Source organism: Anaerostipes stercorihominis (assembly GCF_057535655.1).
Genome location: NZ_BAAJCL010000002.1, coordinates 159313 through 175358 on the forward strand (window position 1 = coordinate 159313; position 16046 = coordinate 175358).

General features: G+C 40.9%; 12 protein-coding genes. 10 read left to right on the plus strand and 2 right to left on the minus strand.

The window, feature by feature from the left end; genetic code table 11:
- Nucleotides 1-12: 12 nt before the first annotated feature.
- Nucleotides 13-636: a hypothetical protein gene (locus AC27EF_RS02915; protein WP_487108732.1), complete on the minus strand. Its 624-nt coding sequence runs from the start codon at nt 634-636 to the stop codon at nt 13-15.
- 146 nt (nt 637-782) lie between these two features.
- Here AC27EF_RS02915 and AC27EF_RS02920 point away from each other — a divergent pair, with 146 nt between their 5' ends.
- From AC27EF_RS02920 to clpX, 9 genes are all read left to right on the plus strand, one after another.
- Nucleotides 783-2096: a replication-associated recombination protein A gene (locus AC27EF_RS02920; RefSeq protein WP_487108733.1), complete on the plus strand. Its 1314-nt coding sequence runs from the start codon at nt 783-785 to the stop codon at nt 2094-2096.
- Between the two features lie 622 nt (nt 2097-2718).
- Nucleotides 2719-3225 (plus strand): SEC-C metal-binding domain-containing protein, encoded by a 507-nt coding sequence (locus AC27EF_RS02925; protein ID WP_487108734.1) that lies wholly within the window; start codon nt 2719-2721, stop codon nt 3223-3225.
- Between the two features lie 235 nt (nt 3226-3460).
- Nucleotides 3461-3925: a MarR family winged helix-turn-helix transcriptional regulator gene (locus AC27EF_RS02930; RefSeq protein ID WP_487108735.1), complete on the plus strand. Its 465-nt coding sequence runs from the start codon at nt 3461-3463 to the stop codon at nt 3923-3925.
- On the plus strand, nt 3918-6107 hold the full coding sequence (locus AC27EF_RS02935; protein ID WP_487108736.1) for an ABC transporter ATP-binding protein: 2190 nt from the start codon (nt 3918-3920) through the stop codon (nt 6105-6107). Before AC27EF_RS02930 ends, AC27EF_RS02935 begins: the two co-directional genes overlap by 8 nt.
- Nucleotides 6100-7938, plus strand: a complete 1839-nt coding sequence (locus AC27EF_RS02940) for an ABC transporter ATP-binding protein (RefSeq protein ID WP_487108737.1) — start codon at nt 6100-6102, stop codon at nt 7936-7938. The genes AC27EF_RS02935 and AC27EF_RS02940 overlap by 8 nt, the downstream gene beginning before the upstream one ends.
- A gap of 208 nt (nt 7939-8146) precedes the next feature.
- Nucleotides 8147-9139 (plus strand): Gfo/Idh/MocA family protein, encoded by a 993-nt coding sequence (locus AC27EF_RS02945; RefSeq protein ID WP_487108738.1) that lies wholly within the window; start codon nt 8147-8149, stop codon nt 9137-9139.
- Between the two features lie 16 nt (nt 9140-9155).
- On the plus strand, nt 9156-9929 hold the full coding sequence (locus AC27EF_RS02950; RefSeq protein ID WP_487108739.1) for a peptidylprolyl isomerase: 774 nt from the start codon (nt 9156-9158) through the stop codon (nt 9927-9929).
- A gap of 12 nt (nt 9930-9941) precedes the next feature.
- Nucleotides 9942-11336 carry a MocR-like pyridoxine biosynthesis transcription factor PdxR gene (gene pdxR, locus AC27EF_RS02955; protein WP_487108741.1) on the plus strand — a complete coding sequence of 465 codons (1395 nt, stop codon included), beginning with the start codon at nt 9942-9944 and terminating at the stop codon, nt 11334-11336.
- A gap of 19 nt (nt 11337-11355) precedes the next feature.
- On the plus strand, nt 11356-12741 hold the full coding sequence (gene clpX / locus AC27EF_RS02960) for an ATP-dependent Clp protease ATP-binding subunit ClpX (protein WP_487108742.1): 1386 nt from the start codon (nt 11356-11358) through the stop codon (nt 12739-12741).
- Nucleotides 12742-12818: 77 nt separating this feature from the next.
- On the opposite strand, the gene AC27EF_RS02965 is transcribed toward clpX, so the two are convergent.
- On the minus strand, nt 12819-13880 hold the full coding sequence (locus AC27EF_RS02965) for a hypothetical protein (RefSeq protein ID WP_487108744.1): 1062 nt from the start codon (nt 13878-13880) through the stop codon (nt 12819-12821).
- Nucleotides 13881-14072: 192 nt separating this feature from the next.
- Between AC27EF_RS02965 and AC27EF_RS02970 the strand changes: the two genes are divergently transcribed.
- Nucleotides 14073-16028, plus strand: coding sequence for a fructose-1,6-bisphosphatase (locus AC27EF_RS02970; protein ID WP_487108745.1), 1956 nt, complete (start codon nt 14073-14075; stop codon nt 16026-16028).
- Nucleotides 16029-16046: the final 18 nt, after the last annotated feature.

Below are 16046 nucleotides of genomic sequence, written 5' to 3' on the forward strand. Positions count from 1 at the left end.
AAATTGAAGTACCTATTTTTGCTCAATCAGAGTATTTTCAAAGTTTACCAGCTCCATCATAGGTTTTGACAGATTTAAATACTGCCGGGTATTTCGGCGCAGACTGCTGTGGTTGATTGCCCGGAGTCTGGCGGGCGATTCGGCAAAAAAATCTTCCTCTGAATGATAAGGGGTGCGTGCGATGGAGATATCAATGATTTCATCCAGAAATCGATTTTGATGAAAAATCTTTCTAGTACATTCCTTTTTATAAATTGGATGAAGCTGATTCACTGTAAATTGAAAATAAAGAGAATTCAGCATGGGTTCCTCATTGTCTAAAAGAAATTGATAATCCCCGTTTAAAATTTTACGTCCCTGTTCTCTGGAAAGAGAGAATCGAGTTTTGTTGACGACAGATCCGTGTCTTTGGCGTTGGATTAAGAATAAATCTTCTCCGTTTTCCTCATAAAAATAGTAAGTAAACGGAGAGTTGTTCTGGGCTCCCTCGAACATTAGAACTCGAATCGGGAGACTGATCATGTATTTTTCGGGAGACTTTGAAAGCAGGTATTCTTCTTGCGTCTGATCATATTCTGTCTGACTGATATTCTTTGTAACTTCTGTATAAGAAATTTTTTCAATCAAATTGTTCATAATAATTCCCCTGTTGGCATTTATTGTTTCTTGTTTTTATTATAGCAAAGGAATGAGGCAAAATCATGTCTTATTTATAAAAAAACTCTTAAGAATTCATAGATTTTATAACCGGGCTGTGCTAAGATGAAATTCGGAGGAAGACTATGGATTTATTTGAATATGCAAGAGAATTGAATCAGGAAAAAGAAGCTCCTTTGGCAGGGAGAATGCGCCCTAAAACATTGGATGAAGTTGTGGGGCAGTCTCATATTATTGGAAAAGGCAAATTGCTGTATCGGGCAATCAAGGCAGATAAGATAAGCTCGATTATTTTTTACGGACCGCCGGGAACGGGGAAGACAACGCTTGCCAAGGTTATTGCAAATACGACTAAGGCAAATTTTGTGCAGATGAATGCAACGACATCCGGCAAGAAAGATATGCAGGAAGCCGTGAGTCGGGCAAAAGAAACCCTTGGCATGTATCAGAAAAAGACAATTTTGTTTATTGATGAGATTCACAGATTTAATAAAGCTCAACAGGATTACCTTCTTCCTTTTGTAGAAGACGGAACGGTGATTTTAATTGGAGCGACAACAGAGAATCCATATTTTGAGGTAAATCAGGCTTTGATTTCCCGGTCCAATGTCTTTGAACTGTATGCTCTGGAAAAGGAAGATATTAAAAAACTGATTCAGAGAGCTGTTTTGGACGAAGAGCGGGGAATGGGAATTTATAATGGCAAAATTACAGAGGATGCACTGGATTTTATGGCAGATATGGCAGAGGGCGATGCGCGCAGCGCGCTGAATGCCATAGAACTTGGAATTCTGACAACCCAGCCCAATGACAACGGTGATATCGTGATTGATCTGAATGTAGCGCAGGAGTGTATTCAGAGAAGAGTTACACGCTATGACAAGGATGGAGATAACCATTATGATGTGATTTCCGCATTTATCAAAAGTATGAGGGGATCTGATCCGGACGCGGCAATTTATTATTTAGCAAGAATGATTGACGCCGGGGAGAGTGTAACTTTTATTGCAAGACGTATCATGATCTGTGCTGCGGAAGATGTGGGGAATGCTGATCCTCAGGCTCTGCTGGTCGCTGTGGCAGCAGCGCAGGCAGTGGAGCGGATTGGGATGCCGGAAGCCAGAATTCCCTTAGCGCAGGCAGTTACCTATGTAGCAGGTGCACCGAAGAGCAATGCAGCCTATCTTGCTGTGGATCAGGCGTTGGATATGGTCAGGAATCATAAAATCGGGGAGGTTCCCAATCATTTAAAGGATTCCCATTATAAGGGTGCGGCAAAATTAGGGCATGGGATGGATTATCTATATGCACATAATTATCCAAAGCATTATGTGAAACAGCAATATCTTCCGGATGAGCTTTTGGGAACAACGTTTTATGAGCCGACAGAAAATGGATTCGAAAAAAAAATCAAAGAATATCTAAAGCATTTAGATTAGGAATCAGATGTATGCTTGCTCCATCTGTATAAAAAGGACATTGCCCACAGAAAAATCGGGAAAAAGAACATCAAAAACAGCATGATCCAAAACCAGCGGCTTCCGATGACTGCGAAAAATATGGTGAGTCCGATGATAAGAAGGAGGGATAGAATCATAGCGGATGCTAAAATTTGCTTATATTTCGTATTCATAAAAACTCCTTTCAGTCAGGTTTCTGGTTTGTATTGTAACATATTATTTTTAAAAATTCTATCCTTCCCCAAAACAAACATTTTAAAATCAGCCTCAAAGAAAGCATTTGTTTTGAGTGGATAAAAAAATGAGAAAAATATGTATAGAAATCCGAGAGGAGGACATAATAGTAGTATCCAATCAATGATTGGATGAGAAATACTTATCCTCCCCTTAAGTATTCCCCCATTCTACGAAGCCGTGGAATGGGGGATTTTTTGTAAGATTAGGAAAGTTCTGACTTTCCTATCTTATAAAACGCTTTGCGGGATTCCCACTGTTTTTATTTTATATGGAATGAATAGAGAACATCATGTTGAAAAATTACATAAAATTTGTTATAGTAGCAAGAGCAAAGAACATTTTAGAAAAAAGGATGGAGAAGAATATGGCTTTATTACAGGAGTGGCGCGACTATGCATATAAATTTGATGATCGAACAAGAGAAGGACAGGAATTTTGGCTGACGTATTTTAATATTGAGAAGGGAATCTACGAAAAGCTTTTGGCAGATAAAGATACTGTAGTATCCGGAACGGTCAAAGAGCTGGCAGAGCAGTATGAGACAGATCTTCAGATGTTTGTAGGGTTCTTAGATGGAATCAACGACAGCTTGAAAGAACCGAATCCAATTGATGAGATGATAGAGGATACGCAGGTTCAGCTGGATATTGATCATGAGAAGTTATATTATAATATGGTGGGATGCCGTGCAGAATGGCTCTACACTTTAAAAGAATGGGATGACATTTTGTCAGAAGAGCGGAGAAAGGAACTGTACAAAGAGTCCAGAAATTCAACAACAGTTGTAAAAGGAAAGAAAGTGGGGAGAAATGATCCCTGCCCGTGTGGAAGCGGTAAAAAATATAAAAAATGCTGCGGTAAAAATGCATAAGAGAAAAGAGAGAGCTGTCGGTTTATCAAAATACTGACAGCTCTTTCTGTCTCTTTTTGGAAAGGCAGGCGAAAGAAATAAGAGCAGTGTTCCAGGGGTTTTGAAGAAAAGAAAAAAAGGGGTTGATTTTGCCAGAGAAAAATGATACCATGTCAATTAGTCACCTAATGATTAGGTGACTAATTATTTGGATTTCTATGAGAAACTGAAATAAATTTCAAAGAAAGGAGTTATTATGTATACAGAAGGCGGTGTTTATCATCTGTTGGGGGAAATTAATCATAAGAATTTTGTCTATGGATTTCGCTTTTTTAAGGAGGCTAAAATTCATCCCGGACAGATGCCGCTTTTAATGATATTGTTGAAAAAAGAGGGATTGAGTCAGAGAGAACTGGCCTCAAAGCTTGGAATCAGGCCGCCGACAATGAATGTAATGATCGGAAGGCTTGAGAAAAATGGTTTCATTATCAAAAAGCAAGATCCAAAGGATCAGAGAAGAAGTTTAATTTATTTTACGGAGAATGGAAGAAAAATTTGTCGAAATGCAATGGAGAAGTCGCATTCTGTGGCAAGAGAGGTCATGAAAGCTTTCACCGAAGAGGAACAAATAGAATTTATAAGACTTCTTCAAAAACTTTCAGATCGTTTGGATGAACAAATCGAAGAATTACAACTTGGAAAGGATGGAGACAATGCTTAAATTATTTCGATATTTAAAAAGAGCGTATCTGCCGATGGTTGCGATCACACTCTTGCTGATCGTACAGGCAGTCTGCGACCTGTCACTTCCGACATTTACATCCAATATTGTAAATATCGGAATCCAGCAAAAGGGAATCGAGGACGCAGTGCCGGATGTTATGCGCGAGGAGACGTTCTTAGGACTTTCGTCTGTGATGAAGAAAAAAGACGCAGACCGTATGAAAGATGCCTATGAGCTTTACAGTAAGAAGGATGTGAAAGCCTCTGATTATAAAAATTATCAAAAGGGACGGCTGTATGTCAGAAAAAATATTTCCTCAGACGAGAGGGAAAAACTGGATAACACAATGTCCAAGGGGATGCTGCAGCTGTCCGCGCAGATGGCAAAGCAAATGAAAGCGAATCCGAAAGCTGCTGCAAATTTGAGTGATAATCAGAAGAAAATGATGGCGCAAATGGAACAAATGGATGTTGAAAAAATGCCAGACAGTCTGATCAGTCAGGCAGCGATTTCCTTTGTGACATCGGAATATCAGGCAATCGGAATTGATTTGGATGACGTGCAAATTCATTATCTGATGATGACGGGAATTAAAATGGTTGGATTGGCGTTTTTAATTATGGCAGCTGCGATTTCCGTTACTTTGTTATCTGCAAGAGTGGCAGCGGGATTAAGCCGTGTCTTAAGAAATCGTATTTTTCAGAAAGTTATGGATTTTACAAATTCTGAATTTGATAAATTTTCAACGGCTTCTCTGATAACGCGAAGTACCAACGATATACAGCAGATTCAGATGTTCGTGACCATGATGTTCCGAATTGTTATTTATGCGCCGCTTTTGGGAATCGGAGGGATTTTTAAAGTCTTAACAACCAACGCTAAGATGACATGGACCATTGCCCTGGGAGTTGGGGCGATTATGGCAGTGATTTTTATCTTATTTTCTGTAGCGATGCCCAAATTTAAATCCCTGCAGAAATTAATCGACCGACTGAATCTGGTGACAAGAGAAATTTTGACCGGATTGTCTGTGATTCGTGCTTTTAGTACGGAAAAACATGAAAAAGGACGTTTCGATGAGGCCAATAAGAATTTAATGAAAACCAACTTGTTTGTGAATCGGGCGATGACGTTTATGATGCCGGTAATGATGCTGATTATGAATGCATTAACTGTTTTAATTGTTTATGTGGGAGCAGATAATATTGATCTTGGAAAAATGCAGGTTGGAGATTTGATGGCATTTATTCAGTATGCAATGCAAATTATTATGGCGTTTTTATTTATTTCTATGGTGTCAATTATGATGCCGAGGGCACAGGTGGCTGCAGAGCGTGTCAATGAAATTCTTGATATGGAGATTATGATCAAAGATCCAGAGAATCCGAAAGAATTTTTGCCGGAGAAAAAGGGTGAGGTCGAATTCAAAAATGTTTATTTTGTTTATCCGGATGCGGATGAGGCTGTGCTGCACAACATTAGTTTTGTGGCGCCGGCGGGTAAAACGACAGCCTTTATCGGAAGTACCGGAAGTGGAAAATCGACCTTGATTAATCTGATTCCAAGATTTTTTGATGCAACAAGAGGCAGCATTTTGGTTGACGGACGGGATGTCAAAGAAGTACGTCATGCAGATTTATGCGATAAAATCGGATATGTTCCTCAAAAAGGCGTGTTATTTTCCGGAACGATTGCGTCTAATTTAGCTTACGGAAAAGAGGATGCCACGGAGGAAGAAATCAGGAGAGCGGCACGAATTGCTCAGGCTGAGGAGTTTATTGAAGAAAAGGACGAAAAATATCAGTCACCGATTGCTCAGGGTGGATCAAACGTATCAGGAGGACAAAAGCAGCGTCTTTCCATAGCTCGCGCCATAGCGAAAGATCCAGAAATTTATATTTTTGACGATAGCTTTTCCGCTTTAGATTATAAGACGGATGTAAAACTTCGGAGTGCGCTACAAAAAGAAACCCACGGAAGTACCACTTTGATCGTTGCACAGAGAATCAGTACTATTCTTCATGCGGATCAGATTATTGTTTTGGATGAAGGAAATATTGTAGGGAAAGGAACCCACCAGGAGCTTTTGGAAACTTGTCCGGTATATCAGCAGATTGCCAAGTCACAGCTATCAGAGGAAGACCTTAAGAAAGCCAAGGAGGTGTCTGAGCATGAGTAATCATAACCAGCAAAAAAGAAGTCACATGAGAGGCCCCGGGGCAGGATTGGGAGCCGCAGAAAAGGCAAAAGATCTAAAAGGAACCATGAAAAAACTAATCAGATATATGCGCCGGTTCTATGCTCCGATTGTATTGGTGATTCTTTTTGCCATTGCAAGTACTGTATTTAATATTGTGGGACCGACAATTTTGGGAGATGCTACCACTGAAATTTTTAATGGATTGATTCGCAAAGTCAGCGGAAGCGGCGGAATTGATTTTGAGAAAGTAAGAAATATTTTATTGCTCTTACTGGGATTGTATGTAATCAGCGCGGTATTTTCCTTTGTTCAGGGATTGATTATGACCCATGTCTCCAATCATGTAACGTATCAGATGAGAAAAGATATTTCGGAAAAGATTCATCGAATGCCGATGAAATATTTTGAGAGCAGAACGTATGGAGAGGTGCTGTCTCGTGTGACCAACGATGTTGATACTCTGGGGCAGAGCTTAAATCAGAGTATGACGCAGATTATTACTTCCGCGACACAAATTATCGGAGTGGTCGTGATGATGATTCGGATCAGTCTTCCGATGACCGGAGCAGTTTTGTTAACATTGCCATTATCCATCGGTTTAATCGGATTGATTATGTCAAAATCTCAGCCGTACTTTAAGGCACAGCAGGCAAATCTTGGAGAATTAAATGGTCAGGTAGAGGAAATCTACAGCGGTCATAATATCGTGAAGGCGTTTAATAAAGAGGAGAGTGTGATTCAGGATTTTAAAAAAGTCAATGAAAGCTTATATAACTCTGCATGGAAATCACAATTTTTCTCAGGCGCTATGATGCCGCTTATGCAGTTTGTGGGAAATTTAGGCTATGTTGCAGTTTCTATTCTGGGTGGATTTCTTGTAATGAAGGATGCCATTGAGGTCGGACAGATTCAGTCTTTTATTCAGTATGTAAGGAATTTCAGTCAGCCGATCACACAGCTCGCACAGGTTGGAAATATGATGCAGACAACGGCAGCTTCCGCAGAACGAGTTTTTGAATTTTTAGAAGAAGAAGAAGAGACAGAAGTTTTAGAAAATCCGGTCGATGTTACTGCTTTGGAGGGAAATGTCAGCTTTGAACATGTGAAATTCGGGTATGATCCGGAGCAGACCATTATCCATGATTTTTCTGTGAATGTAAAAGAAGGACAGAAGGTTGCCATTGTGGGACCAACCGGAGCCGGAAAGACTACATTAATTAAGCTTCTGATGCGTTTTTATGATGTGAATGGAGGTTCTATTAAAATTGACGGTCATGATATACGGGAATTTGTGAGAAGTGACATACGGGAAATGTTTGGAATGGTGCTTCAAGATACATGGCTTTATCATGCGTCTGTCCGGGATAATATTCGTTATGGAAAACTGGATGCCACAGAGGAAGAAATTCAGGGAGCGGCGAGAGCCGCATTTGCCCATCATTTTATCGTGACACAGCCGGGCGGATATGATATGGTAATAAATGAAGAAAGCAATAATGTATCTCAGGGACAAAAACAGTTGTTAACCATTGCACGGGCGATTTTGGCAGACCCTAAAATTTTGATTTTAGATGAAGCTACCAGTTCGGTTGATACCAGAACTGAGGAGAGAATTCAGATGGCTATGGACAATTTGATGGCGGGAAGAACCAGCTTTGTGATTGCTCATCGTCTTTCTACTATTAAAGATGCAGATATGATTCTAGTGATGAACCACGGGGATATTGTAGAGCAGGGAAATCATGAGGAACTGTTGGCAAAAGGCGGATTTTATGCGGACTTATATAACAGTCAGTTTGAGAATGCCTAATTTTTTTTAAGGTAAATGAGTTTTTACCAACCTATGTGCCGGTATGGGCTCAGCAAACGGGCTGATTTCGTAACGGCATTACCCAAAGCGAACACTTTCATGCCGAAGGGGCTCAAAAGTGTTCGCTTTGGGTACCTGTTTTTAGAAAAAAGAGGATCGCCGGGCAGCTGTGCGTTTCTGAGAATAAAAGAAAATCAGGAGGAAGATTATGAAGATACGATTGGCTGTGATCGGGACAAATTTTATTACAGACTGGCTGATGGAAGGGGTCAAAGAGCTGGGCGAAATTGAGCTGACCGCCGTTTATTCCAGAACAAAGGAGAGAGGGCAGCAATTTGCTGCGAAATATGGTGTTGAAACAGTTTATGATAATTATGAAGAAATGGCAAGAGATCCGGATATTGACGCCGTCTATGTAGCGAGTCCCACTTCTATGCATTATATTCATTCTATTACCATGATCAATCATGGAAAACATGTATTATGTGAAAAACCGGTGTGTTCCAATCAGACAGAGCTGGAGCTTTTAATTCAGGCAGCGAAGGAACAGGGCGTCGTTTTTATGGAAGCTATGAAAAACGTACATTCACCGGGGTTTGATGCAATTCTTAAAAATCTTTACAAAATTGGAGATGTTCGCCGGGCTACGATTCAGTATTGCCAATATTCATCCAGATATGATAAATTTAAAAACGGAATTATTGAAAATGCATTTAATCCAAAATTATCCAATGGAGCTTTGATGGATATTGGTTCATATTGTATTCATTTTCTGGCAAGTCTGTTTGGCAGACCAAATAAGATTCTGACAGATAGTATTTTTTTGAAGAATGGCGTGGACGGCGCTGGAAGTTTGATTGCTTCTTATGGAGATAAGCAGGCGGAAATTCTCTATTCTAAGATTACAGACTCTATGCTTCCCACACAGATTCAGGGGGAAAATGGATGTATGGTAATTGAACAGTGTCCAATTATTCAAAAGGTTACGATTTTTTATCGCGATGGAAGTCAGGAAGAGCTGGGGTTTGAATCCAGAGAGAATCCAATGATTTTTGAGACGAGAGATTTTCTGGAACTGATAAAAACAAACAATGTGGAACATCCGTTTTTGGAGTCCTCCAGAATTGAGATGGAAATTACCGATGAAGCGCGGCGTCAGATGGGAATTGTATTTCCGGCGGATAAAATCAGAGAGCAGTAAAAAGGAGAACAGGTTTATGAAGAAAGTCATTGTGATGGGATGTCTGCTTCTTTCGGCGGCAATTTTTGCAGGATGCGGGATCGGAAAAAGCAGTGAGTCAAAAAAAGAAACTGCGACGACAGAGAAGGAAAAAAAGGTGTTGTCAAAATATAAGGTACCTCAAATTACAGCGGCAAAAAAGACAGACCAGCTGGCAGATGCGCAAAAAGGAGAAACGATCGCGGTCATGAAAGTCAAAGGCTATGGAGAACTGAAATTTAAGTTTTTCTTAAAACAGGCGCCTCTGGCAGTCAAGAATTTTGTGACGCTGGCAGACAGCGGATATTTTAACGGACAAAAGTTTCATCGTGTGATGAATGATTTTATGATTCAAAGCGGTGATCCTACCGGTACGGGAACCGGAGGAGAGAGTATTTGGGGAGAAACTTTTGAAAATGAAATTTCGGATCAGCTGCTTCCTCTGAGAGGAGCTTTATGCATGGCGAACAGTGGAACAGACGGAAGTAATGGAAGTCAGTTTTTTATTGTTCAGGCGAAAGCTGATACGGCAAAGGAAGTCATGGAAGAAGGGACCATGGAATTTACAGAAAAGCAGAAGCAGCTGTTTTTAGATCAGGGAGGATATCCTTCTTTGAATGGAAGTTATACGGTATTTGGACAGATGATTGATGGTTATGATGTGCTGGACCGGATTGCGGCATCTAAGACCAAGGATAATGGAACCGGAGAAGAAAGTCAGCCGGTAAAAGATATTGTTATTCAAAAGATTACGATTTCAAATGCAAAGTAGGTAGGTGGCAGTATGCTGTTAATTCCACTGGATTTTGAAAAAAAGTCTCCTCTCTACGAGCAGATTTATATGGCGGTCAGAGAAGAAATCAGAACAGGGGCGCTGCCGTTTGGAGCCAAACTTCCTTCGGCGAGGAGACTTGCCAGACATTTGGAAGTCAGCCGCAATACCGTGGATACGGCGTATAGTCAGCTTGCGGCAGAGGGATATGTGAAAGCAGAGCCCAAACGCGGTTTTTTTGTCTGTCCGATGGAAGAGCTGGCGGATTTCAACATTCCGCCGGAGGTTTTGCAGGAAGAAAAAGAGCCGGAGACTGAAACCGTTCCATATGATTTTTCACCGTCAGGAGCGGACATGTCACAGTTTCCATATCATATTTGGAGAAAACTGTTAAAGGATATTATGATTGATGACAACAGTGAATTATTTCAAAAAGGTCATTTTCAGGGAGACTTTGAACTGCGCAGAGCGATTATGTATTACTTGAGACAGTCCCGGGGGGTTCATGTAACGGCGGGGCAGATTGTTGTCGGCGCAGGGATGGAAAATTTGTTGTTTTTGCTCCGTCAGATTTTTGGGAGAAAAAAAACGGTGGGAATCGAAAATCCGGTTTATATTCATGCCCATGGAATGCTAAGGGAATTGGGCTTTGAGATTTGTCCGATTTCTATGGATTCGTCAGGGCTCTTAGTGGAAGAACTGGAGCAATCTCAGGCAGAACTGGCCTATGTGACGCCGGCACACCAATATCCAACGGGAGTTGTTATGCCAATCGGAAGACGCAGCCAGTTAATACGCTGGGCGGCACAAAAAAAAGATCGCTATATTCTGGAAGATGATTACGACAGCGAATTTCGCTATGTGGGAAAGCCCATCCCGGCGCTTCAGGGAATTGCGCAAAGTGAAAAAATTATTTATATGGGAACATTCTCCAGGGCAATTGCGCCTGCAATCCGTGTTAGTTACATGGTGCTGCCGCAAAAGCTTATGCCGGCATATCAGAAGGTTGGAAAAGCGTTTTCCTGTGCAGTTTCCAGAATTGATCAAAGAGTTTTGACTTTATTTTTGACAGAAGGACATTTCGAACGGCATTTGAACCGAATGCGAAGCATTTATAAGGAAAAGCATGATCTTTTGCTGTCCTGTCTGCATAAGATGGGGGATCAGGTGAAAGTATCGGGACAGGGAGCAGGCGTCCATGTGATTACAGAATTTCCGGTAAAAAATTGCCGGAAGTTTGAACAGGATCTTCAGAAACGAGGCGTCAGGATTTATCCGTTATCTCGCTATTGGATTGAGAAATGCCCGGAAAGAGAGCAATATATTTTGGGCTTTACGAGAATGACAAAAGAGGATATGATAAAAGGAACCGGAATCATAAGAGAAGTACTCTGTTTAACAACATAAGAAATGGGGGACGATGTATATGTCAGAAGAAAAAAATCAAAATGAAATCGAAGAAGTAAAACAGGAAGAAGATTCAAAAGAGGTAGAGCATTATTGTTATCTGTGCCGCCGTCCGGAATCTCAGACCGGCAAGATGCTGTCGCTTCCAAATCATATTTATATTTGCACAGATTGTATGCAAAGGACATTAAACACAATGGGACAGGGACAGTTTAGTTTTATTGATGCAAGAAATATGGATCTTGACAACCTTGACATTCAAAAGATTATGAATGATATGCAGATGAGACAACCACAGCAGGAAGTCAAAAAAAAGAAAAAGGAAAAAGAAGAAATGCCAAAGCTTGAGCTGAAGGATCTTCCGGCTCCGCATAAAATCAAGGCGATGTTGGATGAATATGTGATAGGGCAGGACTATGCCAAAAAGGTGATGTCTGTTGCCGTTTATAATCATTATAAAAGAGTCGTCACAAATACAATGGATGAAATTGAAATTGATAAATCCAACATGCTGATGATTGGTCCGACCGGAAGTGGAAAAACATATCTTGTGAAGACTTTGGCAAGATTATTAAAGGTGCCATTGGCGATTACAGATGCGACATCTCTTACGGAAGCCGGATACATTGGAGACGATGTGGAGAGCGTTCTGTCCAAGCTTTTGCAGGCGGCGGATAATGATGTGGATCAGGCGGAACACGGAATTATTTTCATTGATGAGATTGATAAGATTGCAAAGAAGCAAAATACAAACAGCCGGGATGTCAGTGGAGAATCTGTACAGCAGGGGCTGCTGAAATTGCTGGAGGGAGCCGAGGTGGAAGTTCCTGTGGGCGCAACCAGTAAAAACGCCATGGTACCCCTTACCACAATGAATACAAAAAATATTCTTTTTATCTGCGGCGGAGCGTTTCCGAATCTGGAAGGGATTATCAAAAAACGCATGATGAAAAAGACTTCCATTGGGTTTGGGGCAGACTTAAAAGATCGATTTGATAAGGAAGAGAATCTCTTATCCAATGTAACAAATGAAGATTTGAGGGAGTATGGAATGATTCCGGAATTTATCGGACGTCTGCCGATGATTTTTACCTTAGAAGGACTGTCAAAAGAGATGTTAGTGCAGATTTTAAAGGAACCGAAAAATGCGATTTTAAAGCAGTATCAGAAGCTTTTGGAATTGGATGAAGTAAAACTGGAATTTGATGAGGGGGCGTTGGAGGCAATTGCTGAAAAAGCCTTGGAAAAGAAAACCGGTGCAAGAGCGCTTCGTGCAATTATTGAAAAATTTATGCTGGATATTATGTATGAGATTCCAAAGGACGATACCATCGGAAGTGTGACCATTACCAAAGATTATATTGAAGGACATGGAAGCCCTCAGATTCATCTTCGGGATCAATAACAAAAAAGTACCGAAACATGATACAGATTGTAATGTTTCGGTACTTTTTTGCTGTACAGACGGTACTCGGTTATGATTTATTTGTCATATCCTTTGAGCTGTTGGATGGATGGTCCCAGAGTCAGCCCGACCCCCTGTGAACTTTTCGGCCCCGCAGGATAACCGATTCCGCTGTAATAGACATAGTAAGTATGATCTTCTATGAAAAAGCTGCTGCGGTAAATTCCGCGATTATCCCATGCGTTTTTTGTGCGGGATGGCTTTAGGACTGTAATACATTCGGAATAGTTTTCATTATCTTTTGATGAGGTATAATAAAGGTTCATATCCCGGTGTCGATGACCGTGGTAAAAAGCGACCACAAGGATTTCATATCCCTTTTTTGTATGAATCACATCCAGATGCCAGCTGCGCAATTTGTCTGACGGATATTTAAGATAAATCTCTTTTGGTGCGCTCCAGTGAAATCCGTCGGTACTTTCGCGGTAAAGAATTGGATATTCCCCGAAATAATTGACGGTCCACATTTTGTATTTCCCATCTTCATATAGAATGGAGGGACTCAGGATTCCGTCAATGCGCGCGTCAGATTCCAAGACAAGCTGGCGGTCGCTCCAGTGCACCCCGTCTGTGGTCGTGCGCTTAAAAATACGGTCAATGCGCTTTATATTATCGACCTGACGCCAGTAACATTCCAGGACATCTAAATCTTTTCGGTAGACCAGATGGGTATCGGAATTATACTGCTTGTCCGGGTACTCAAATGGAACGATAGGATCCAGAGGCTGATCTGTTTTTGAGACCGGTTTCCATGTGATCTTGTCGTTGGATACCTGAATATGAGGGTTTTCTCTTTTCTGGTCTGCACCCGGGTAGGGCGTATATGCCATCCAGTAACGGTATCCGTTCCATGGCTTGGGAAAATGCAGGACTTTGGGGTGAAATGCCTGAGTGTCGCCATAGGAACTGACAATTTGAAGTTTTGATTTGGATAATTTGTCTTCCCAGCTGCGGTCGTTTTTTTTGAATTCCCAGTGAAGTTCCTTCGGTGTTTCCTTGATTTGTTTTTTCATGCATGCCGAGCCTGAAAAAGCAGCTGCAGTAAGCAAAACGGCTGCAAGAATTCTTTTGTGTTTCATGAAAATCTCCTCCTTATTGTATGTACGCCTGTGATCTGCGCAGGTACCTTATTATACCATAAGATGCTTCTGGATTTGTGCAGATAGCCATATCTTAAGAAATATAAAAGAAAGTTTTTGTGAAAGTCTTAAAAATAATGCTATAATATTACAATACAGTGAACAAATTTTGAACAGGGAGGGTTTTACCAGATGGATCAGATGAAATATCTAAGGGAACTTGCGGTGAGATATCCGAATGTAGCTTCTGCTTCAACGGAAATCATTAATCTTCAGGCAATTTTGCACCTGCCGAAGGGGACGGAGCACTATATTTCAGACGTTCACGGAGAATATGAAAAATTCAGTCATATTATCAGAAATGGCTCCGGGGCAATCCGAAGCAAGATTGAGGACGAGTTTGGAAACCGGCTGACAAAAGAACAAAAGAAAAATCTTGCATCTGTGATATACTATCCAGAGCAGAAAATGGATTTAATGGAAGAGAAACTGCCGAGAAATGTTTTGCTGACCTGGCAGCATGATACAATGATTCGTCTGGTTCATGTGGCAAGAGCCGTGGGAAGCAAATATACCAGATCAAAGGTTCGCAAAGCGATGCCGCCGGAATTTGCATATGTTATGGAGGAGCTGATGGTAGAGCATCGGACTGCCGATAAAAAAAAGTATGTGGAACAGATTTTGGAGACAATTATTACAACCGGAAGAGTACGCCAATTTATTGCGGCAATGGCACATTTGATTCAGGATTTGTCGGTAGATTATCTGCATGTAATCGGAGATATTTATGACAGAGGTCCGGGACCGCATCGAATTATGGATTGTATTATGCGGTCTGCCAATGTGGACATCCAATGGGGAAATCATGATATTTTGTGGATGGGTGCGGCATCCGGGCATCGGGCATGCATTTGCAATGTGGTGCGTATTTGCGCCAGATATAATAATATGGATGTCCTGGAAAACGGATATGGAATTAATTTGATTCCGCTGGCAAGATTCGCTCTGGAGTGTTATAAAGACGATGAATGCAGTCTTTTTCATATGTCCGGAGAGGTGGATGACCGCAATATGAGAGAAGAGGAATTAAATAAAAAAATGCATAAAGCCATTGCGGTGATACAATTTAAGCTGGAGGGACAGTTGATTATGCGCAGACCTGATTTTAAAATGGATCAAAGGTTGCTTTTGGATAAAATTAATTATGAAAAAGGAACCATTGTAATCGACGGACAAGAATATGAACTGAAAGATACCAATTTCCCGACCATTGATCCGAAAGATCCTTATCAGCTGACGAAAGAAGAAGAATACGTAATGGAACATCTGGTGACGGCTTTTAAATATTGTGCATATTTGCAGGAGCATGTAAGATTTTTATTTGCAAAAGGAAGTCTTTATAAGGTTTTTAATGATATGCTGTTATATCATGGGTGTGTGCCGTTAAATGAAGATGGGAGCTTTCGGGAAGTTGAAATTCAGGGGCAAAAATATTCAGGGAAAACACTATATGATGTTTTAGAACATCTTGCGCGGCAGGGATATTATGAGGAAAAGGACCGAGAAGCCCGCCGGTACGGACAGGATATTATGTGGTTTATATGGTCCAATGAAAACTCACCGGTGTACGGAAAAGCAAAAATGGCAACGTTTGAGAGATACTTTTTGGAAGATGCAGATATTAAGAAAGAGAAAAAGGATTATTATTATCAATGGTATGAAAATGAAAAAGTGATCAATCAGATTTTAGAGGAATTTGGCTTGGACCCCAATACAGGAAAGATTGTCAATGGGCATATGCCGGTTGCAGTGAAAAAGGGAGAAAGCCCGATAAAGTGCGGCGGCAAATTATTTGTTATTGACGGAGGATTTTCCAAGGCATATCAAAAGACAACAGGGATTGCGGGGTACACACTGGTTTCAAATTCCTATGGATTGAAACTGGCTGCCCATGAACCCTTTGTATCCAGAGACACGGCAATTCGAGAGGAGACAGATATCCATTCAGATACAATTGTGATCAATAAAGTGACGCGCAGGAAACGTGTGGAGGATACCGATAACGGGAAAGAGTTAAAAGAAAAAATTTCTGATTTAGAACAGCTTCTTTGGGCATATCAAAAAGGGTTGTTGACGGAGCGGATCTAGCAGACATAAAAATTTCAG

What these genes read in the sequence shown, in the direction of transcription:
- AC27EF_RS02915 (WP_487108732.1), bottom strand. Translation starts at nt 636, where the DNA reads ATGAACAATTTGATTGAAAAAATTTCTTATACAGAAGTTACAAAGAAT.
- AC27EF_RS02920 (WP_487108733.1), top strand. Translation starts at nt 783, where the DNA reads ATGGATTTATTTGAATATGCAAGAGAATTGAATCAGGAAAAAGAAGCT.
- AC27EF_RS02925 (WP_487108734.1), top strand. Translation starts at nt 2,719, where the DNA reads ATGGCTTTATTACAGGAGTGGCGCGACTATGCATATAAATTTGATGAT.
- AC27EF_RS02930 (WP_487108735.1), top strand. Translation starts at nt 3,461, where the DNA reads ATGTATACAGAAGGCGGTGTTTATCATCTGTTGGGGGAAATTAATCAT.
- AC27EF_RS02935 (WP_487108736.1), top strand. Translation starts at nt 3,918, where the DNA reads ATGCTTAAATTATTTCGATATTTAAAAAGAGCGTATCTGCCGATGGTT.
- AC27EF_RS02940 (WP_487108737.1), top strand. Translation starts at nt 6,100, where the DNA reads ATGAGTAATCATAACCAGCAAAAAAGAAGTCACATGAGAGGCCCCGGG.
- AC27EF_RS02945 (WP_487108738.1), top strand. Translation starts at nt 8,147, where the DNA reads ATGAAGATACGATTGGCTGTGATCGGGACAAATTTTATTACAGACTGG.
- AC27EF_RS02950 (WP_487108739.1), top strand. Translation starts at nt 9,156, where the DNA reads ATGAAGAAAGTCATTGTGATGGGATGTCTGCTTCTTTCGGCGGCAATT.
- pdxR (WP_487108741.1), top strand. Translation starts at nt 9,942, where the DNA reads ATGCTGTTAATTCCACTGGATTTTGAAAAAAAGTCTCCTCTCTACGAG.
- clpX (WP_487108742.1), top strand. Translation starts at nt 11,356, where the DNA reads ATGTCAGAAGAAAAAAATCAAAATGAAATCGAAGAAGTAAAACAGGAA.
- AC27EF_RS02965 (WP_487108744.1), bottom strand. Translation starts at nt 13,880, where the DNA reads ATGAAACACAAAAGAATTCTTGCAGCCGTTTTGCTTACTGCAGCTGCT.
- AC27EF_RS02970 (WP_487108745.1), top strand. Translation starts at nt 14,073, where the DNA reads ATGGATCAGATGAAATATCTAAGGGAACTTGCGGTGAGATATCCGAAT.